An 18,289-nucleotide genomic window follows, 5' to 3' on the forward strand; every position below is an offset into this window, starting at 1 on the left:
TCTCCCGCTTCTCCATCAACCAGATGACGGTCAAGCAACTGTCGATGCCCGAACTGGTCGACGCCTGCGTGGAACTGGGCGTCCCCGGGGTGGGCCTCTGGCGTGAACCGGTCCAGTCGTACGGTGTGGAGGCGACGGCGAAGCTGGTCCGCGACGCCGGTCTTGCCGTCACCACCCTCTGCCGCGGCGGCTTCCTCACGGCGACCGACCCGGACGAGCGCGCCAAGGCGCTGGACGACAACCGCCGCGCGGTCGACGAGGCCGCCACCCTCGGCACCGAGGTCCTGGTCCTGGTCTCCGGCGGCCTGCCGGCCGGCTCCAAGGACCTGCACGGCGCCCGGGAGCGGATCGCCGACGCGCTGGCCGAGCTGGGCCCGTACGCGGAGCGGCACGGCGTGAAGCTGGCCATCGAGCCGCTGCATCCCATGTTCGCGTCCGACCGCTGCGTGGTCTCGACCCTCACCCAGGCCCTCGATCTCGCCGAACGCTTCCCGGCCCACCAGGTCGGCGTCACGGTGGACACGTACCACATCTGGTGGGACGACACGGCACCCGCGCAGATCGCCCGCGCGGGTGCGGGCGGCCGCATCCACACCTTCCAGCTCGCCGACTGGACCACCCCGCTGCCGGAGGGCGTCCTCAACGGCCGCGGCCAGATCGGCGACGGCTCGGTCGACATGCGGGAGTGGAAGGGCCACGTGGAGGCGGCCGGCTACACCGGGCCGATCGAAGTCGAACTGTTCAACGACACGTTGTGGGCACGGGACGGCCGAGAGGTGCTCGCGGAGACCGCGGCACGGTTCGTGGAGCACGTGATCCGATGAGTGGGTGAGCGAGCGGAGGCGAACGCGCCACCGGTCTCGCCGGAAGCGATCGACGGCCGCCGGGTGGGGGAGACCCCCGGCGGCCGGATCGCGAGAGATCCCCTGTGTATAGGCTGTTCGCGTTGTGAACAGAACAGCGGAGAGCAAACACGGGGTGCGGATGCGTACGCGCAGATCGATGGCGGGAATTGCGGGGGCCGGTGTGCTCGCGCTGGTGGTGACGGCCTGTGGGGCGGACGGCACCGACTCGGGCGGATCCGGTGACGGCGAGGGCGCCGATTCCGCCAAGGGAACCAGCAAACCCGTGGCGCTGACGGTCGAGTCGACCGTACGCGAAGGGACATGGACCAGTTCCAGTGCGACGCAGCAGGTGAAGATCGCCCCCAAGCGGCTCACGCGTGGTACGGCGGCGGACCTCGAAGACGTGAACATGGACAAGGACCTCCAGGGGATGGTCCCGTACTACCTGACCGTCGGATACACCAACACCGGCTCGGACGCGGTGACCGGCCGGGGACCCGAGGCGAACTTCACGGTCACCCTCGCCGACGGGACGCCGGGCACACCGGTGACCCTGTGGAACTCCAACTCGCTTGCCACCGCATCGAGTACGAACCTGCCGGACGACTGCGACAAGGCCGGACCCGCCTCCGTCCCGCCGGGCGGCACCGCCACCGTGTGCCAACTGGTCATGATGCCCAAGGGACCTGAGCCCGCGACCGTCGCCTACTCCGACGAGACCGGCGGCACCCTGCTGTGGAAGGTCGGCGACGGCAAGGGCGACGACGACGGACTGCTGGCCGCCGGCACGACCGCCGACTCGTCCTGGGAGGACGTCACGACGAAGGGCGCTGCCGTCCCGATCCGCGTCACACCGAAGAGCGTGCGCGCCGGAAGCCTCGCCGACCTGCGCGACTACGACCTGACCGACACGTCCAAGAACACCGTGCCCTGGTACGTGTCGGTCGAGTACCGCAACGTCGGCAAGGAGAAGCTCCTCCCGGTCATGGACGACGGCGTGGCCCTGCGCAGCGCCGGGGGCCGCGACGTGCGGCCCCTGCTCGACCTGTCCATCTCCGCCTCCAAGAAGGGAGAGGGCATCGACCAGTGCCGGGGCAGCGTCTCGAACACCCGCCTGCAGCCGAACGACACACTCACCCTGTGCACGATCTACCTGCTCCCGAAGGGCGACCGCCCGGCGATGGTGTCGTTCGAGGGAGAGGGCACGGGTGTGAAGCCGCTCAGGTGGCGGGCGAGTTAGGGCCGATACGGCCCTCCCTGACGGCGGAGACGAACGACGCCCAGCCGCCCGCCGAGAAGACCAGTGCCGGTCCGCTGTCGGCCTTGCTGTCGCGGATCGGCACGTCGGCGTGGCCACGGGCGACTTCCAGGCATTCGCCTTGGTTGCCGCCGCTGTAGCTGGACTTGAACCATCCGGTCAGAACGGACGAGTCGGGGACCGTGTGCTCAGTGCTGACCATGTGCGTGTTCCTCCGCTGCCGCTCTGACGAGGGCCAGTGATTCCTGCTGCGACAACGCGTCGCTCAGCGCAAGAGCGTAAGCCGTCTGGCTCGCGGTCACCAGCGCTGGATCGTCGATCAAGTTGCCGGTGAGGAAGCCTTCGACGTACGCCACCGGAGCGGAGTCCTCGAAGCTCATCAGTGTGAGCAGGCTCTGCTGAAGCGGGTGTGCGCCAACGCTGTAGGGCAGCACATGCAGGCGTAGTCGTCCGGCCTCGGCCACGTCCGCGATCTTGTGCAGCTGCTCGGCCATGACTTGGGAGCCGCCGACCCGGCGCCGCAGGACGGCCTCGTCGAGGAGTGTCCAAATGACCGGATTCGACGGCCCGTCCAGAATCCGGGCACGCTCTGTTCGGATGACGACTTCCCTGTCAAGTTCCTCGGACGTGTGGTTGGGCCGGTACGCGCTGAACACGGCCCTTGCGTAGGCAGGTGTCTGGAGTACGCCGGGAACCAGCGTGAGCGCGAACTGCTGGATCAGCGTGGCCTGTTGTTCCAGCTGGGCAGCGGCGGCGAAGCAGTCGTCGTACTTGCTCTGCAGGTCCTCCAGCCACCGCGCGAAGAACCCGTCCGTCCCCAGCGCCCGATCGATCCGCTGCGCGTCGTCGGGCCTAGGCAGCCGCCGTCCCGCCTCGAAGTGGCTGATGAGAGTGGGTGAACACACCACCTGGTCGCCCAGCTGCTCCTGAGTGAGTTCGGCCGACGCCCGCCGCAGCCTCAGTTCCTCTCCGTACTTCTCCCGTTGCGTCCGCGGTGTACGAGGCTTCGCCATGCTGCTGGCTCCCAACTTGACGTGCGCCGTGTCAACTCCCAGGTACTGGAAGCGTAGCCACGGCCGACCCCACTCTGTGAGTGATTCATCACAGAACGCAGTCGAAAGAAAGCAGGTCGACGTGGTCGCCGCCATTACCCGACTCTTCAAGCAGCTGCTGAGGTTGCTCCCCGCGGCGCGCGGGCGCCGCCGCACAAAGTCCGCGTCGCCTGTCTGCCCGTACTCGTGCCCGCACGTCGGCCGGGCCGCCGGCAAAGCGCCCGAGGTTCGTGGGGTAGGTGTCGGTTCGGTGTTCTTCCCTCGCGTGGGGAGCGGCCGGTGAGCGGCACGGGATGCGAGGGGTTGGCCCCACGTCTGTTGCCCTGGCGGGGTTCGGAGGGCAAGCCCTGCTACGTCGTAGGCGACGGCACGGGGTACGTCTCACGCCTTGCCGACGAGACCGAATGCGTCCAACTCGCCATGGCCGGTGCCCTCCTCGGCCATGCCGCGGAACTCCTGGCTGGGCGGGATGTGTCCCATGGCGAGCTGCGCTACCTCGCCCGTTGCCTTGCCGAGTCCCTGCGGGACGTCAGCCGGGTCGCCGAGAGCCGGGGAGCGCGCCATCGTCGCCAGTAGCCGCCCCCGTCGGGCAGTGTGCACTCGCTCTCCCGGACGACGACTCTTCAAGCGAAAAAATCTTGAGGATCCCGTACAACCCTCCCCCCACCCCGCGGGTCGTACTTGGCATCAGGACTTCTCGGAGGGGGATCTGGGGGGATCGCGGGGGTTCTGATGTGGAGGGGAAACCCGAGGGGGCGCGGTCTGCGGACCGAGCCCCCTCGAAGGTTTTCGCGGCCATGATCACCGGTGGCTCAGAAAAAGACCCCGCACCGCAGCAGCACGTTCGCCTGCGGCCGTGCCTCCCCGGTCCGTACGACCAGACGCGCGTCCCCCGACAGCTCCTTGAGCCGTACCACCTCGGCGGCCGCGACATCAGCGAGGTCCTCGTGATGTCGGTGACCGAGGCCGTACCTCGGCGAAGGGCGGCACCCCGGCGCGGAAGGCGAAGTCGACGACCCGGGGCCCGTCGGGTACCGGCATCCCGGCGTCGCACACCAGCACGCCGTCCCCTCGGCCCAGCTCGGCGAGGGCGTCGGCGAGATGGAGGTAGAGGATTCCGGCCTTCTTCACCTGGTTCTTGCGAGGATGCCCCGGCGTTCACGCGGGATCGCATCCGGGCGCTGCGGCGCGGAGCGTCGCCGTATCCGGTTCAGGGCGCGGAGCGCCCTGAACGGCTGTCCGGCACCCCGAAGGACACGAACGCGCGTTCCTGCGATCACCGGTTGGGGTGGCGGCTGCGCGATCGGGCACGCGCGTGCGGCCGTCGTACGTACGGTCCTCTCGGAGGGACCGGGATGCCACGGGTATCCCGGCAGGGGACGCTTCAGGGAGGAGAGCATTCAAAGAGAGGCCACCTCCGCCGCCGTGGGGAACGACTCCTGGGCGCCCCGCTTCGTCACCGCGGCCGCCCCCACGCGGGACGCGTACGCCGCCGCCTCCGCGAGCGAGGAGCCCGCGCCGAGCCGCCACGCCAGCGCCGCGGTGAACGCGTCACCCGCGCCCGTCGTGTCCACGGCGGCCACCTTCACGGACGGGACCCGGGTCATGCCCTCCGAGGACGCCACCAGCGACCCCTCCGCGCCCAGCGTCACCACCACCGACCGCGGGCCCTTCGAGAGCAGGATCCGCGCCCAGTCCTCCGGTACGTCGCTCACGCAGGCCTCGCCCAGGATCACCTTCGCCTCGTGCTCGTTGACGATCAGCGGGTCGCAGGCCGCCAGCAGCTCCGCGGGGAGCGGCCGCGGCGGTGACGGGTTCAGTACGAAGCGGCTGCCCGGCGCGAGAGCGCGTACGACCTCCACGACCGTCTCCAGCGGGATCTCCAGCTGCGTCGAGACCACGCGGGAGGCCCGGAAGAGGCTGCCGGCCGCCCGTACGTCCGCCGGGGTGAGCCGGCCGTTCGCGCCCGGCGAGACCACGATGCTGTTGTCGCCGGACGGATCCACCGTGATCAGTGCGACGCCGGTCGGCGCGCCGCCCACCAGGATGCCCACCGTGTCGACGCCGGCCGCCCGCTGGGAGTCGAGCAGCAGCCGGCCGTGCGCGTCGTCGCCGACCCGGGCCAGCAGGGCCGTACGGGCGCCCAGGCGGGCGGCGGCGACCGCCTGGTTGGCGCCCTTGCCACCGGGGTGGACGGCCAGGTCGGAGCCGAGGACCGTCTCTCCGGCTGTGGGGCGTCGTTCGACGCCGATCACCAGGTCGGCGTTGGCCGACCCTACGACCAGGAGGTCGTAGTCGCTCATGAGTGGACTCCCCTAGTGGGTGAAGTGGGTGAAGTGGGTGAACTGAGTGATGTCAGCCGCTGAACTCGGCCACGTTTCACGCCGACCCGCTCCAGGACGAGGGCGGCATCCGCCTCCGTCTTCTTCCGGTCGATCACCCCGCGCAGGTCGAAGTCGACGCCGTCGAGCGCGACCACGCCGGGGAAGGTCTTCCGTATGCCCTCGATGCGCAGCAACTCGTCCTCGTTGCTCACGACTGGCTCCTTCTTGCGGGGAACTGTGCGGGCTGCTCTTGAAGGGCCGGTTCGCCGCACGAGCGGCGTACGACGAGACGGGCGGGGAGGGTGACGGACTCGGGGATCCGACCCTCGATGCGGTCGACCAGTGCGCGCACGGCGGCCCGCCCCAGCTCGCCCGTGGGCTGGGCGATCGCGGTGATCGGCGGATCGGTGTGCACGAACCAGGGGATGTCGTCGAAGGCGGCCAGCGCGATGTCCTCGGGAACCCGCAGCCCGCGCGCGCGGATCGCGTCCAGCGCGCCCAGGGCCATCAGGTTGTCCGCGGCGAAGACGGCCTCGGGCGGCTCAGGCAGGTCGAGGAAGCCCTCGGTGACCCGCCGCCCGCTGGCGGCCTGGAAGTCGCCCTGGCCGATGTAGACCTCGGGGAGATCGAGACCGTACGCGTGCAGCGCCTCCCTGAAGGCCGTCACACGCTCCTGACCGGTCGTGGTCGCCGCCGGCCCCGCGATGATCGCGAGGCGCCGGTGACCGAGGCCGTGCAGATGGGCGACGAGGTCGCGCACGGCCTCCAGCCCGTCCGCCCGGACGACCGGCACCTCCACGCCCGGAATCCACCGGTCCACGAAGACCATCGGCGTCCCTGCGCGCACGGCGTCGAGCATCAGCGGCGAGCCGCCGTCGGTGGGGGAGACGAGGAGGCCGTCGATACGGCGGTCCAGCAGGTTCCGTACGTGGTGGTCCTGGAGGTCCGGCCGCTCGTCGGCGTTGCCGATGATGACGCTGTAGCCCAGCGCGCGGGCCTCCTCCTCCACGGAGCGGGCCAGCTCGGTGAAGTACGGGTTCATCACGTCGCTGATGACCAGGCCGAGGGTGTGGGTCTGGTCGGTGCGCAGCGACCGGGCGACGGCGTTGCGGCGGTAGCCCAGCGACTCGACGGCGGCCAGCACGCGTGCGCGTGCGTCCGCGCTGACCGACGGATGGTCGTTCAGGACACGCGAGACCGTGGCGACGGACACGCCGGCCTGGCCGGCGACGTCCTTGATGCTCGCCATCGCGGCTCCACCTCCTTGTGGACCTCATGGGCGCATGGAATCGATTACATCCCTGCGTAGAAAGGATTGGAATCGATTACACGAGAGGAAACAAGACCCCGAGACCGGATCGTGATGTCGCGGGGCGCTCCGGGGCGGTTCAGGCTGGATGTGCGGAGTCGTTTCCTCAAGGGCCCGGTGGGCCGGAACGGAGGACCCATGACATCGGCGACTCGGAACGACGTTCCCCTCGCGCTCGAAGGCGATGGAGTGGAGCTGCGCATCAAGCCGATCGGGGGCGGCATGTCGGTCGGCTACATCAGCCTGCCGCAGGGCACGGACATGGGTCCGGCCCTGAAGGGCATGCCCGGCGACGCGTGCCAGTGCCCCCACTGGGGCTACCTGTTGAAGGGGCGGCTGAAGATGCTCACGGCCGACGGCGAGGAGGAGTACGAGGCGGGTCAGGCGTACTACTGGGGACCCGGCCATGTCCCGGTGGCCCTGGAGGACTGCGAGTTCGTGGAGTTCTCCCCGACCGAGGACTTCCAGAAGGTCATCGACCACGTGGCCGCGCAGGCCGGGTGACTCGTCGGTGCCGGACGGTCTTGTCGGTGCCGGGCGGTACCGTCGGATCATGGCTCAGGAAACGGGGAGCGGGGAGCGGCGACTCGCCGTGCTCGACGGCGTACTGGAGCGGATCACGTACGCCAACGAGGAGAACGGCTACACGGTCGCTCGGGTCGACACCGGCCGAGGCGCCGGCGACCTCCTGACGGTCGTCGGTGCGCTGCTCGGCGCCCAGGTCGGCGAGTCCCTGCGGATGGAGGGGCGTTGGGGCTCGCATCCGCAGTACGGCAAGCAGTTCACCGTCGAGAACTACACGACCGTCCTCCCGGCCACCGTCCAGGGCATCCGCCGCTACCTCGGCTCGGGTCTGGTCAAGGGCATCGGCCCGGTCTTCGCCGACCGCATCACCCAGCACTTCGGCCTGGACACCCTCCAGGTCATCGAGGAGGAGCCCAAGCGCCTCATCGAGGTCCCGGGCCTGGGCCCCAAGCGCACCAAGAAGATCGCCGACGCCTGGGAGGAGCAGAAGGCGATCAAGGAGGTCATGCTCTTCCTCCAGACCGTCGAGGTGTCCACGTCCATCGCGGTCCGCATCTACAAGAAGTACGGCGACGCCTCCATCTCCGTGGTGAAGAACCAGCCCTACCGGCTGGCCTCCGACGTCTGGGGCATCGGGTTCCTCACCGCCGACAAGATCGCCCAGTCCGTCGGCATCCCGCACGACAGCCCGGAGCGCGTCAAGGCGGGCCTCCAGTACGCCCTTTCGCAGTCCACCGACCAGGGCCACTGCTACCTCCCCGAGGAACAGCTGATCGCCGACGCGGTCAAGCTCCTCCAGGTCGACACCGGCCTGGTCATCGAGTGCCTCGCCGAGCTCGCGGCACCCCGGGAGGAGGGCGAGGACCCAGGGGTCGTGCGGGAGAAGGTGCCCGGTCCGGACGGCGCCCCCGTGACCGCGGTCTATCTCGTCCCCTTCCACCGCGCCGAACTCTCCCTCTCCGCCCAGCTGTTGCGTCTGCTGCGCACCGACCAGGACCGGATGCCCGGCTTCCAGGACGTGGCCTGGGACAAGGCGATGGGCTGGCTCGCCTCGCGCACCGGGACCGAGCTCGCCCCCGAGCAGGAGGCCGCCGTCAAGCTGGCGCTCAGCAAGAAGGTCGCCGTCCTCACCGGCGGCCCCGGCTGCGGCAAGTCCTTCACGGTCCGCTCGATCGTGGAGCTGGCCCGCGCCAAGAAGGCCAAGGTCGTGCTCGCCGCCCCCACCGGCCGTGCCGCCAAGCGCCTGGCAGAGCTCACCGGCGCCGACGCCTCCACCGTCCACCGCCTGCTGGAGCTGAAGCCCGGCGGCGACGCGGCCTACGACAAGGACCGCCCGCTGGACGCGGACCTGGTGGTGGTCGACGAGGCCTCGATGCTCGACCTGCTGCTCGCGAACAAGCTGGTGAAGGCGGTGCCCCCGGGCGCCCATCTCCTCTTCGTCGGGGACGTCGACCAGCTTCCCAGCGTCGGCGCCGGCGAGGTGCTGCGCGACCTGCTCGCCCAGGGCGGCCCGATCCCGGCCGTGCGCCTCACGCGCGTGTTCCGCCAGGCCCAGCAGTCCGGCGTCGTGACCAACGCGCACCGGATCAACTCCGGGCAGCACCCCGTCACCGACGGCATGAAGGACTTCTTCCTCTTCGTCGAGGACGACACGGAGGAGGTCGGCCGGCTCACCGTGGACGTGGCGGCACGGCGGATTCCGGCCAAGTTCGGCCTCGACCCCCGCCGGGACGTCCAGGTGCTCGCGCCCATGCACCGCGGCCCCGCCGGCGCGGGCAACCTCAACGGTCTGCTCCAGCAGGCCATCACCCCGGGCCGCCCCGAACTGCCGGAGAAGAGGTTCGGCGGCAGGGTCTTCCGGGTCGGCGACAAGGTCACCCAGATTCGCAACAATTACGAGAAGGGCACCAACGGTGTCTTCAACGGCACCGTGGGCGTGGTCACCTCGCTCGACCCGGTCGACCAGCGCCTCACGGTGCTGACCGACGAGGACGAGGAGGTGCCGTACGAATTCGACGAACTGGACGAACTGGCCCACGCGTACGCGGTGACCATCCACCGTTCCCAGGGGAGCGAGTATCCGGCCGTGGTGATCCCGGTCACCACCAGTGCCTGGATGATGCTCCAGCGGAACCTGCTGTACACGGCGGTCACCCGGGCCAAGAAGCTGGTCGTCCTCGTCGGTTCACGCAAAGCGATCGGCCAGGCGGTGCGCACGGTGTCCGCGGGACGCCGCTGCACGGCACTCGACTTCCGGCTCTCGGGACTGTGACCGCAAAAAATGATCGATCAAATGAGTCATGTGGGTCACAGAGCTCTTCCGGAAGCGGGTTGAGGAGGGGCAGGATGGGCGAGTTGGCGGCACTCAGTGCCGCCGATACGCCCAATGGTCGACCCCGAGTGCACTCTCCTGCGCCAAATGGGGGATGGTAGAGACAGTCAGGGCAACCTCGAAGAAGAGGCACAACGTCGGTGAGGGATGACGTGAGCGACAACTCTGTAGTACTGCGGTACGGCGACGGTGAGTACACCTACCCGGTGATCGACAGCACCGTCGGCGACAAGGGCTTCGACATCGGGAAGCTCCGCGCCCAGACCGGTCTGGTGACGTTGGACAGCGGTTACGGGAACACCGCCGCCTATAAATCCGCCGTCACCTATCTCGACGGTGAGCAGGGCATCCTCCGGTACCGCGGCTACCCGATCGAGCAGCTGGCCGAGCGCTCCTCGTTCCTGGAGGTCGCCTACCTGCTGATCAACGGTGAGCTGCCCACCGTCGACGAGCTCACCGTCTTCCGGAACGACATCACGCAGCACACCCTGCTGCACGAGGACGTCAAGAACTTCTACCGCGGCTTCCCGCGCGACGCCCACCCGATGGCCATGCTGTCGTCGGTCGTCTCCGCGCTGTCGACGTTCTACCAGGACAGCCACAACCCGTTCGACGAGAAGCAGCGCAACCTCTCGACGATCCGGCTGCTCGCCAAGCTTCCGACGATCGCGGCGTACGCGTACAAGAAGTCGATCGGCCACCCGTTCGTCTACCCGCGCAACGACCTCGGCTACGTCGAGAACTTCCTGCGCATGACCTTCTCGGTCCCGGCCCAGGAGTACGACCTCGACCCGGTCGTCGTCTCCGCGCTCGACAAGCTGCTGATCCTGCACGCGGACCACGAGCAGAACTGTTCGACGTCCACGGTCCGCCTGGTCGGCTCCTCGCAGGCGAACATGTTCGCCTCGATCTCGGCCGGCATCAACGCCCTGTGGGGCCCGCTGCACGGCGGCGCCAACCAGTCCGTCCTGGAGATGCTGGAGGGCATCCAGGCCAACGGCGGCGATGTCGACTCCTTCATCCGCAAGGTGAAGAACAAGGAGGACGGCGTCCGCCTGATGGGCTTCGGCCACCGGGTGTACAAGTCCTTCGACCCGCGCGCCAAGATCATCAAGGCCGCCGCGCACGACGTGCTGTCCGCCCTCGGCAAGTCCGACGAGCTGCTGGACATCGCGCTCAAGCTGGAGGAGCACGCGCTCTCCGACGACTACTTCGTCTCGCGCAACCTCTACCCGAACGTCGACTTCTACACCGGCCTGATCTACCGCGCCATGGGCTTCCCGACCGAGATGTTCACGGTCCTGTTCGCCCTCGGCCGCCTCCCGGGCTGGATCGCCCAGTGGCACGAGATGATCAAGGAGCCCGGCTCCCGCATCGGCCGCCCGCGCCAGATCTACACGGGCGTCGTCGAGCGCGACTTCATTCCCGTCGAGGAGCGCTGACCGCCGCAGGCGCCCAGCGCGGAGACTTCGCCTGGTGAAATGACGGAAGGCGCCCTGCCGCCGGTCCCCCCACGGGCCGGCGTACAGGGCGCCTTCCCATGTCCCGGTGCGGATTCCCCCCACGGGATCCGGCCGGGCGTCTGTGAGAAAACAGCGCCTGAATCGCTGTGAGCCGAAGCTCGGTTGAGCAAAACGAGCAGAACTCGTCGTACTACTGCTGTGTGCGATCTGCCGGGACAGCGCACGGACGGGAGGGCCGCTCAAAGCTCCCCGGTGTGCGTGCCCCGGCAACGCATCTCTGAGGAAGTCCCCCAAGACATCCCCAGATGCCAGTCAGCGCCCCCCAAGACGCTTTCTGACATCGTCAACTTAGACCTTCGAACCCCTTCGATGGTTACGTTCGCATCACTGTGATCTGCGTCTCTTGCATATGTCCGTTAGGTACGCAAGAGCCGGGTACTGCGAACGGGACCCAAGCGTAAGGATGATGCGCGAGCCTTGTGAAGAGCTTATGTGAGGCTGGCGCCGGACTCCAGGGGGGTCCGGCATCCGAATGTCCGGGCTCGGAGGCTGTTCGTCACAGCGGACGCGGACGAGACGGCGTTCTGTGTGGCGTCTGGATCGCGTCAGCGGCCACCCGCAGGCTCCCGCGCACCGGCGTCGGTCGCGCGCCGCGCACGGCCTCGGCGCTGGTCCCTTGATCGCGTCCGACGGCGATACGGCGCGTGCGCATCCGTCCCGGCGGACCTCGGCGGCTGTACGAGCGTCATGACCGCCCTCGTCGCCGGCGCGGGCCGACTCGTGCGGCAGGTTCAGGGGGAGGCGTCCTGAGGTCACCTCATGGCTCGCCATGGGTCCGCGTGGGCCTCGCGGGCAACGTGCGTGCCGGACATGCCCGTACCCAACAGAGCGCCCCGGACCGTACACGACCGGTTCGGACGGTCGGCCGGTACGGTCCGGGGCGGGCGGGCGGTCTCAGGCCTTGCCGGTGAGCTCGAAGCCGGCCTCGTCGACGGCGGCGCGCACCGACTCCTCGTCGAGCGGCGTCGCGGACACGACGGTGACCTCGCCGGTCGAGGCGACGGCCTTCACCGAGCTGACGCCGGGGAGCTCGGAGATCTCGCTCGAGACGGAGCCCTCGCAGTGCCCGCAGCTCATGCCGGTCACCTTGTAGACGGCGGTGACGGAACCCGGGGTGTCGGTCTGGGCGCTCATGTCGTTCTCCTCGTCGGGGCGAGTGGAATTCTGCTTTCCACGGCCACACTATACCCCTAGGGGGTATTCACAAAAGATGCGTGCCCCGTGTCTTCGCCCCGTCAGGCGGTCGTGGTGGCGTCGGGTCGGCCGAGTCTCTCCCCGACCAGCGGGTCGAGATAGCGGACCAGGGCGTTCTTCAGTTCCTGGACGTAGGCCTCGCGCTCGGCGCCCTCGTGGGCGAGGACCAGTTCGAGGCCGGCCTTGTACATGCCCAGGCACATGTGCGCGGTACGCGTGAGGTCGGCCGGGGACGCGTCCGGCAGGAACGAGGAGAGCAGGCCCTCGATGCGGGAGTGCAGGGTGGCGTGCAGCGCGTCGTGCGCCTCGGTGATCCGGCCGGGGACGTCGGGGCCGTGCATCAGCGCGAAGAACACCGGGTGCTGGCAGTTGAAGTCGATGAACCGCTCGACGGCCGCGCCGACGGCCTCCTCCAGCGGGGTCACGGGGTCGATCGGCGCGAGCGCCTCGCCGTAGGTGTCCCGCATCTCGTGCATGAGCCGGTCGCCCAGCTCGATCGCGATCGCTTCCTTGTTCGGGAAGAACTGGTACAGGGTGCCCGGCGAGACGCCCGCCTCGCGGGCGATGGCGTTGGTGCTGGCGGCCGTGTAGCCGGTGGTGCTGAAGACGGTGGCGGCGGCTTCGAGGAGTTGGGTGATGCGGCGCTCGCCGCGGGCCTGACGGCGGCGGGGCGGCTGCTCCTGCTGTTCATCCTGCCCCTGGCTTTCGGGCGCCTGCTTCTCCGGGCTGTCGGGCACGGGTTTTCCCCAACTCTCCGCACGTGGTTGACAAACACGAGCGGTCGCTCGCATTCTGGTGGAACGCGAGCGATCTCTCGTGTTTGCCAGTTTATGCGTTCCACGGTGAAGGGGACACCGCACGATGACCGAAGTCAACGGCCCGCCGCGCGTCGGAGGCTGGACCCGATTCGTGACCGCCCGCCCCCGGTTGTCGCTGCTCGCGGCCCTGGTGCTCACCGTGCTCGCCGTGCTGGCGGGCAGCGGGGTGGCCGACCGCCTGGGCGCCGGCGGCTGGGAGGACCCGGACGCCGAGTCGACCTATGCGACCAAGGCCCTGGAGCGCGAGTTCCCCGACTCGCAGCCCAACTTCCTGCTCCTGGTGGACTCGGGCGCCTCCTCGGTCGACGACCCGGCGGTCGCCGCCGAGGCCGAGCGGCTCGCCGGGCGACTGGCCGGGGAGCAGGGCGTCATAGGCGTCAGTTCCTACTGGCAGGCCGGCGCCGCACCCGCCCTGCGCGCGAAGGACGGCCGCGAGGCGCTGATCGCCGCCCGGATCACGGGCGACGAGAAGGAGATGGGCGAGACCCTGGACCGCATCGCCCCCTCGTACCGGGGAGTGCACGGCCCGGTGGAGGTGAAGGTCGGCGGCCCGGTCGCCGTGCGGCACGAGATGCAGACGATCATCCAGGAGGACCTGACCCGCGCCGAGATGATCGCCCTGCCGGTCACGCTGGTACTGCTGGTGATGGTCTTCGGCAGCGCGGTCGCCGCCCTGCTGCCCCTCGGCATCGGCATCGTCGCGATCCTCGGCACGAACGCGGTGCTGCGCGGCCTCACCGAGGTCACCGACGTCTCCGTCTTCGCACTGAACCTCACCACGGCCCTGGGGCTAGGCCTCGCCATCGACTACGCCCTCTTCATCGTCCGCCGCTTCCGCGAGGAACTGTCCGCCGGCGCCGAGCCGTTGACAGCGGTCGGCACCACCCTGCGCACGGCCGGCCGCACCGTGCTCTTCTCCGCGCTCACGGTCGCGGTCTCACTGGCGGCGATGATGCTCTTCCCGCAGTACTTCCTGCGGTCCTTCGCGTACGCCGGTATCGCGGTCGTCCTGCTGGCCGCGGCGGCCGCGCTGATCCTGCTGCCGGCGGCCCTGGTCCTGCTGGGCCACCGGGTCAACTCGCTGGACCTGAGGCGCGTGTTCCGGCGCGGCAGGCAACCACGAGCGGCCGCGGAGGGGAGCGGCGCCTGGGCGCGTACCGCGAGCCTCGTCATGCGCCGCGCCCCCTTCTTCGCCCTGGGCACCACGGCGGTGCTCGTCCTGCTCGGACAGCCCTTCCTGGGCGTGAAGTTCGGCACCGCCGACGACCGCCAACTGCCCTCCAGCGCCGAGTCCCACGTCGTGCAGCAGCACATCAGGGACGGCTTCCCGGGCAGCCCCGGCGGCGGCCTCGAAGTCCTCGCCGAAGGGCGGGCGACCGAGGCGCAGTACGCCGCGTACAAGGAGCGGATCGCCGGCCTGTCCGAGGTGCAGCGGGTCGACGGCCCGCTCGTCAAGGGCGACTCGGCGTACTTCACGGTGCTGCCGAAGGGCGAGGCGGTCGACGACCCGGCCCAGCGCCTGGTGGACGAACTGCGAGCCACGGACGCCCCCTTCGACACCAAGGTGACCGGCACGGCCGCCGTCCTGGTCGACTCCAAGGACGCGATAGCCGAGCAACTGCCCCTAGCGGGCGCCTTCATCGTGATCGTCACCCTGCTCCTGGTGTTCCTGCTGACAGGCAGCGTGCTGATACCGATCCAGGCGGTCGTGCTCAACGCGCTCAGTCTGACGGCGATGTTCGGCGCGGTGGTCTGGGTCTTCCAGGACGGCCATCTGTCCGGCCTGCTCGGCTTCACCAGCCCCGGCTCCATAGAGACGACCCTGCCGGTCCTGATGTTCTGCGTGGCCTTCGGACTGTCGATGGACTACGGAGTCTTCCTGCTCTCCCGCATCAAGGAGGAGTACGACAAGACGGGCGACCACGACCAGGCGGTCCGGCACGGGCTGCAGCGCACGGGCGGGCTGATCACGGCGGCCGCGGTCATCCTCGCCGTGGTGATGGTCGCGATCGGCACGTCCAGGGTGACCAACACCAAGATGCTCGGCCTGGGCATCGCCCTGGCGGTCCTGATGGACGCGATGATCGTCCGCAGCCTCCTGGTCCCGGCGGTCATGCGGCTCACGGGCCGGGCGACCTGGTGGGCCCCGGGGCCGCTCAGGCGGTTCCACGAGCGGTTCGGACTGAGCGAGGGCGGCGCGGGATCCACGTCGGCCGTGGAAGAGGACCGGGACAAGGTGGCGGCGCGCGGCTAGCGTTCTGCCGGCAAGGGGATCGGCGCAGGAGCGAAGGCGGGCGTATGCGGGCTGTGGTGTTCGAGCGGTACGGGGAGCCGGCCGAGGTGCGGGAGGTGGCGGACCCGGAGCCCGCGGAGCACGGGGTCGTGGTGCGGGTCGAGGCGACGGGACTGTGCCGCAGCGACTGGCACGGCTGGCAGGGGCACGACCCGGACATCACGCTGCCGCATGTGCCGGGGCACGAACTCGCCGGTGTCGTCGAGGCGGTGGGCACCCGGGTGACCGGCTGGCGCCCCGGCGATCGCGTGACCGTGCCCTTCGTGTGCGCCTGCGGGAGCTGCCCGTCCTGTGCGGCGGGTGACCAGCAGGTGTGCGAGCGGCAGACCCAGCCGGGCTTCACCCACTGGGGCTCCTTCGCCCAGTACGTGGCGCTGGACCACGCCGACGTGAACCTCGTCGCCGTACCGGAGGAGATGTCCTTCGCGACGGCCGCCTCCCTCGGCTGCCGGTTCGCCACGGCGTTCCGGGCGGTGGTGCAGCAGGGCCGGGTGGCGTCGGGGGAGTGGGTCGCGGTGTACGGCTGCGGGGGCGTAGGCCTGTCCGCGGTGATGATCGCGGCGGCGTCGGGGGCGCGGGTCGTCGCGGTCGACGTGTCGCCCCGGGCCCTGGACCTGGCGCGGAAGTTCGGCGCCACGGAGTGCGTGGACGCGTCCCGCACCGAGGACACCGCGGCGGCCGTCCGCGAGCTGACCGGCGGCGGCGCGGAGCTCTCCCTCGACGCCCTCGGCTCGCCCGCCACCTGCGCGGCCTCCGTGAACGGCCTGCGCCGCCGCGGCCGTCACGTCCAGGTCGGCCTGCTGCCGTCATCGACCGGCACGACACCTGTGCCGATGGCCCGCGCGATCGGCCTGGAACTGGAACTCCTCGGCAGCCACGGCATGGCCGCGCACACCTACCCGCCGATGCTGGAACTGGTCCGGGCCGGAGTGCTGCGGCCCGACCTGCTGGTCACGTCCACGATCACGCTGGCCGCGGTACCGGCGGCGCTGGCCGCGATGGGGACGGCGCCGGGGGCGGGGGTGACGGTCATCGAGCCGTGGAGCTGACAGCGGCCCTGTCGGGGAGGTTCATGGGAGGGCTGTGCCCCACCCGCATGTGGAGCATGTGGAGTACAGGTTGTTTCCCGCGGCGAAGCCCGCGGTGCTCAGGCCTCTCGGCGGCCCCGGTTCCCCGGGCGGGACGCCACCCAGGCCCGGACCGTGTCCGCGTACCAGTAGGGCTTGCCGCCCTCGACGTGGTCGGGGGGCGGCAGCAGCCCGTGTTTGCGGTACGAGCGCACGGTGTCGGGCTGCACCCGGATGTGCGCCGCGATGTCCTTGTAGGACCAGAGCCTTCGGTCGGTCATGGGTTGCACCTCCCTGCGAGTACCGCGGCGACGACCGGGGGCGGCCGTCCGGGGGAGCCGGGCACTGCGCTGGCGATCACAAAGCCTGTGCCCGGTGAACGACGGCGAGTCAGAGCTGGGCAGGGCCTGTGGGCCGGGTGTGACGCAAGACCCGCGTACACGCGACATGTGTGACACGAAGGGGGTGTTTGTGACAGAGGTGACGCAAAGGCGTACGCGGGCTCATGGGCGGGGCGCGTTGACATACGGCGGACGGAGACACCGCAGAAGGCGGGCCGGACCCGCTGCGTCGGGTCCGGCCCGCCGTTTCCCCGCATCCCCCCGGCGCGGCTCCCGGTCGATCGTCCGGGACGCACAGCGTGCCGTCAGCGAGGTCCGGCGGTCTTGGAAAAATCCGCACTTCGTCCGGATGCGAGGACAAGACTCGTCGCCTCGCCCGGCACCCGGTCGATCGCCGGTGCCCCGGACCCGGAGGGCACCTGGACCGGTACCTGCCGGGCCGCTGTGAACTCCCTCGGTGTGCACCCCGTCATCGCCTTGAACTCGCCGCTCAGATGCGCCTGGTCGTAGAACCCGCAGACCGCGGCCGTCTCCGCCTGGCCCCGTCCCGCCGCCAGCAGCCGCCGCGCCCGCTGCAACCGCAGCACCCGTGCCGCCGCCTTCGGGCCCAGCCCGATCTGCTCCCGGAAACGGTTCTCCAGGTGCCGTACGCTCCAGCCGACCTCCTCGGCGAGCCGTCGTACCGGCATCGAGCCACCCGTGCGCACCAGCTCCGACCAGGCCCGCACCACCCGGGCCGAACACGGCGTACCGGCCGCCCACCAGCGTGCGAACACGTCGTCGAGCAGCCCGAAACGGTCCTCCCACGTCGGCAACGCGGCCAGGGCGGCGGAGAGTTCGCCGACGCGTCGGTCCAGGGCGTGCGGAAGGTCGTCGGGGTCGACGGCGCGGTCGGCGAGTTCGCACTGCGGGGTGCCGAAGAGGGTGAACGCGGCCCAGGGCGTGAGCAGCACCTCGACGCCGGACAGCCGTCCGGCGTGCTCGCCGACGGCCGGTGTGGTCGTGGGCCCGCAGTAGACCGACACGAGGGTGGCCGTGGGCCGGCCGGCCCGTGAGATGCGTACCGGCTGGTCGAAGCCCAGCAGCAGCGTCGCCGCGCCGATGGGCGTCTCCAGCCGGCGCCGGGGCCGGTCCATCGCCAGCCGCACCCCGCGGTAGCTCATCACGCCGGGCCGCAGTCGAGGATGGGGCGGGGCGAGGGCGAACTCCCAGGAGCCACCTGGCCCCTGTCCGGACCGGACCTGTACCGCACCAGCCGCCATCCGCACCACCCGCGCCGCCTGCAGGGAGGGCTCCATGGTGCTACGGCGTGGCCGGCGCCGCCAGGGGCGCGGGGAACGGCGCGACAAGCCACATACATGCCGCACCCGCACACCCACAGCACCCGGCACCCCCGTAGGCGCCCCGT

General features: G+C 70.1%; 17 protein-coding genes and 1 pseudogene. 7 read left to right on the plus strand and 11 right to left on the minus strand.

Features of this window, described 5'->3' with window-relative positions:
• Positions 1-23: 23 nt before the first annotated feature.
• Entirely contained in the window at positions 24-824 is an 801-nt protein-coding gene (locus tag OG252_RS31895) for a sugar phosphate isomerase/epimerase family protein (protein ID WP_406498956.1), read from the plus strand.
• Between the two features lie 160 nt (positions 825-984).
• Positions 985-2,085, plus strand: a complete 1,101-nt coding sequence (locus OG252_RS31900) for a hypothetical protein (RefSeq protein ID WP_329340401.1) — start codon at positions 985-987, stop codon at positions 2,083-2,085.
• Here OG252_RS31900 and OG252_RS31905 read toward each other — a convergent pair.
• The 7 genes and pseudogenes from OG252_RS31905 to OG252_RS31935 form a co-directional block, all read right to left on the minus strand.
• Positions 2,066-2,305, minus strand: a complete 240-nt coding sequence (locus OG252_RS31905) for a DUF397 domain-containing protein (protein WP_266439322.1) — start codon at positions 2,303-2,305, stop codon at positions 2,066-2,068. The genes OG252_RS31900 and OG252_RS31905 overlap by 20 nt on opposite strands.
• Positions 2,292-3,116, minus strand: a complete 825-nt coding sequence (locus tag OG252_RS31910) for a helix-turn-helix domain-containing protein (protein ID WP_329345229.1) — start codon at positions 3,114-3,116, stop codon at positions 2,292-2,294. Before OG252_RS31910 ends, OG252_RS31905 begins: the two co-directional genes overlap by 14 nt.
• Before the next feature lie 389 nt (positions 3,117-3,505).
• Positions 3,506-3,577 (minus strand): CRISPR-associated protein Cas5, encoded by a 72-nt coding sequence (cas5, locus tag OG252_RS52395; protein ID WP_354006257.1) that lies wholly within the window; start codon positions 3,575-3,577, stop codon positions 3,506-3,508.
• A gap of 390 nt (positions 3,578-3,967) precedes the next feature.
• Positions 3,968-4,286: pseudogene (locus tag OG252_RS31920) on the minus strand (RbsD/FucU domain-containing protein).
• A gap of 269 nt (positions 4,287-4,555) precedes the next feature.
• A complete protein-coding gene (locus OG252_RS31925; RefSeq protein WP_329340405.1) occupies positions 4,556-5,458 on the minus strand; it encodes a ribokinase in 903 nt (300 codons plus the stop codon).
• The gene (locus OG252_RS31930; RefSeq protein WP_266439326.1) at positions 5,455-5,691 is read right to left on the minus strand and encodes a hypothetical protein; all 237 of its coding nucleotides are present in this window, start codon (positions 5,689-5,691) and stop codon (positions 5,455-5,457) included. The genes OG252_RS31925 and OG252_RS31930 overlap by 4 nt, the downstream gene beginning before the upstream one ends.
• Complete coding sequence (locus OG252_RS31935; RefSeq protein WP_329340407.1) at positions 5,688-6,728, minus strand: LacI family DNA-binding transcriptional regulator; 1,041 nt, start codon at positions 6,726-6,728, stop codon at positions 5,688-5,690. The genes OG252_RS31930 and OG252_RS31935 overlap by 4 nt, the downstream gene beginning before the upstream one ends.
• A 198-nt stretch (positions 6,729-6,926) precedes the next feature.
• On the opposite strand from OG252_RS31935, the gene OG252_RS31940 reads away from it, so the two are divergent.
• The 3 genes from OG252_RS31940 (at position 6,927) to OG252_RS31950 (ending at position 11,087) form a co-directional block, all read left to right on the plus strand.
• The gene (locus tag OG252_RS31940; RefSeq protein ID WP_266439330.1) at positions 6,927-7,292 is read left to right on the plus strand and encodes a hypothetical protein; all 366 of its coding nucleotides are present in this window, start codon (positions 6,927-6,929) and stop codon (positions 7,290-7,292) included.
• Positions 7,293-7,341: 49 nt separating this feature from the next.
• The gene (gene recD2, locus OG252_RS31945) at positions 7,342-9,585 is read left to right on the plus strand and encodes an SF1B family DNA helicase RecD2 (protein WP_329340410.1); all 2,244 of its coding nucleotides are present in this window, start codon (positions 7,342-7,344) and stop codon (positions 9,583-9,585) included.
• A 212-nt stretch (positions 9,586-9,797) separates the two neighbouring features.
• Complete coding sequence (locus OG252_RS31950) at positions 9,798-11,087, plus strand: citrate synthase (protein ID WP_266439333.1); 1,290 nt, start codon at positions 9,798-9,800, stop codon at positions 11,085-11,087.
• 975 nt (positions 11,088-12,062) lie between these two features.
• Here OG252_RS31950 and OG252_RS31955 read toward each other — a convergent pair.
• Positions 12,063-12,302: a heavy-metal-associated domain-containing protein gene (locus OG252_RS31955; RefSeq protein ID WP_266439334.1), complete on the minus strand. Its 240-nt coding sequence runs from the start codon at positions 12,300-12,302 to the stop codon at positions 12,063-12,065.
• A gap of 101 nt (positions 12,303-12,403) precedes the next feature.
• Positions 12,404-13,099: a TetR/AcrR family transcriptional regulator gene (locus OG252_RS31960; RefSeq protein WP_266439335.1), complete on the minus strand. Its 696-nt coding sequence runs from the start codon at positions 13,097-13,099 to the stop codon at positions 12,404-12,406.
• 124 nt (positions 13,100-13,223) lie between these two features.
• Between OG252_RS31960 and OG252_RS31965 the strand changes: the two genes are divergently transcribed.
• Positions 13,224-15,434 (plus strand): MMPL family transporter, encoded by a 2,211-nt coding sequence (locus tag OG252_RS31965; protein ID WP_266439336.1) that lies wholly within the window; start codon positions 13,224-13,226, stop codon positions 15,432-15,434.
• Between the two features lie 44 nt (positions 15,435-15,478).
• A complete protein-coding gene (locus OG252_RS31970; protein WP_329340413.1) occupies positions 15,479-16,522 on the plus strand; it encodes a zinc-dependent alcohol dehydrogenase family protein in 1,044 nt (347 codons plus the stop codon).
• 98 nt (positions 16,523-16,620) lie between these two features.
• Here OG252_RS31970 and OG252_RS31975 read toward each other — a convergent pair whose 3' ends face one another.
• Together OG252_RS31975 and OG252_RS31980 are read right to left on the minus strand one after the other, a co-directional pair.
• Entirely contained in the window at positions 16,621-16,821 is a 201-nt protein-coding gene (locus OG252_RS31975; RefSeq protein WP_266439339.1) for a helix-turn-helix transcriptional regulator, read from the minus strand.
• Positions 16,822-17,186: 365 nt separating this feature from the next.
• The gene (locus tag OG252_RS31980; protein WP_266448480.1) at positions 17,187-18,017 is read right to left on the minus strand and encodes a helix-turn-helix domain-containing protein; all 831 of its coding nucleotides are present in this window, start codon (positions 18,015-18,017) and stop codon (positions 17,187-17,189) included.
• Between the last annotated feature and the right edge of the window lie 272 nt (positions 18,018-18,289).

Origin of the sequence: Streptomyces sp. NBC_01352 (assembly GCF_036237295.1) — a bacterium.
Classification (GTDB): domain Bacteria; phylum Actinomycetota; class Actinomycetes; order Streptomycetales; family Streptomycetaceae; genus Streptomyces; species Streptomyces plumbiresistens.

Excerpts from the sequence above, each read along its gene's own strand:
- OG252_RS31895 (WP_406498956.1), top strand. The coding sequence starts at position 24 with ATGACGGTCAAGCAACTGTCGATGCCCGAACTGGTCGACGCCTGCGTG.
- OG252_RS31900 (WP_329340401.1), top strand. The coding sequence starts at position 985 with ATGCGTACGCGCAGATCGATGGCGGGAATTGCGGGGGCCGGTGTGCTC.
- OG252_RS31905 (WP_266439322.1), bottom strand. The coding sequence starts at position 2,305 with ATGGTCAGCACTGAGCACACGGTCCCCGACTCGTCCGTTCTGACCGGA.
- OG252_RS31910 (WP_329345229.1), bottom strand. The coding sequence starts at position 3,116 with ATGGCGAAGCCTCGTACACCGCGGACGCAACGGGAGAAGTACGGAGAG.
- OG252_RS31925 (WP_329340405.1), bottom strand. The coding sequence starts at position 5,458 with ATGAGCGACTACGACCTCCTGGTCGTAGGGTCGGCCAACGCCGACCTG.
- OG252_RS31935 (WP_329340407.1), bottom strand. The coding sequence starts at position 6,728 with ATGGCGAGCATCAAGGACGTCGCCGGCCAGGCCGGCGTGTCCGTCGCC.
- OG252_RS31940 (WP_266439330.1), top strand. The coding sequence starts at position 6,927 with ATGACATCGGCGACTCGGAACGACGTTCCCCTCGCGCTCGAAGGCGAT.
- recD2 (WP_329340410.1), top strand. The coding sequence starts at position 7,342 with ATGGCTCAGGAAACGGGGAGCGGGGAGCGGCGACTCGCCGTGCTCGAC.
- OG252_RS31955 (WP_266439334.1), bottom strand. The coding sequence starts at position 12,302 with ATGAGCGCCCAGACCGACACCCCGGGTTCCGTCACCGCCGTCTACAAG.
- OG252_RS31965 (WP_266439336.1), top strand. The coding sequence starts at position 13,224 with ATGACCGAAGTCAACGGCCCGCCGCGCGTCGGAGGCTGGACCCGATTC.
- OG252_RS31970 (WP_329340413.1), top strand. The coding sequence starts at position 15,479 with ATGCGGGCTGTGGTGTTCGAGCGGTACGGGGAGCCGGCCGAGGTGCGG.
- OG252_RS31975 (WP_266439339.1), bottom strand. The coding sequence starts at position 16,821 with ATGACCGACCGAAGGCTCTGGTCCTACAAGGACATCGCGGCGCACATC.
- OG252_RS31980 (WP_266448480.1), bottom strand. The coding sequence starts at position 18,017 with ATGGACCGGCCCCGGCGCCGGCTGGAGACGCCCATCGGCGCGGCGACG.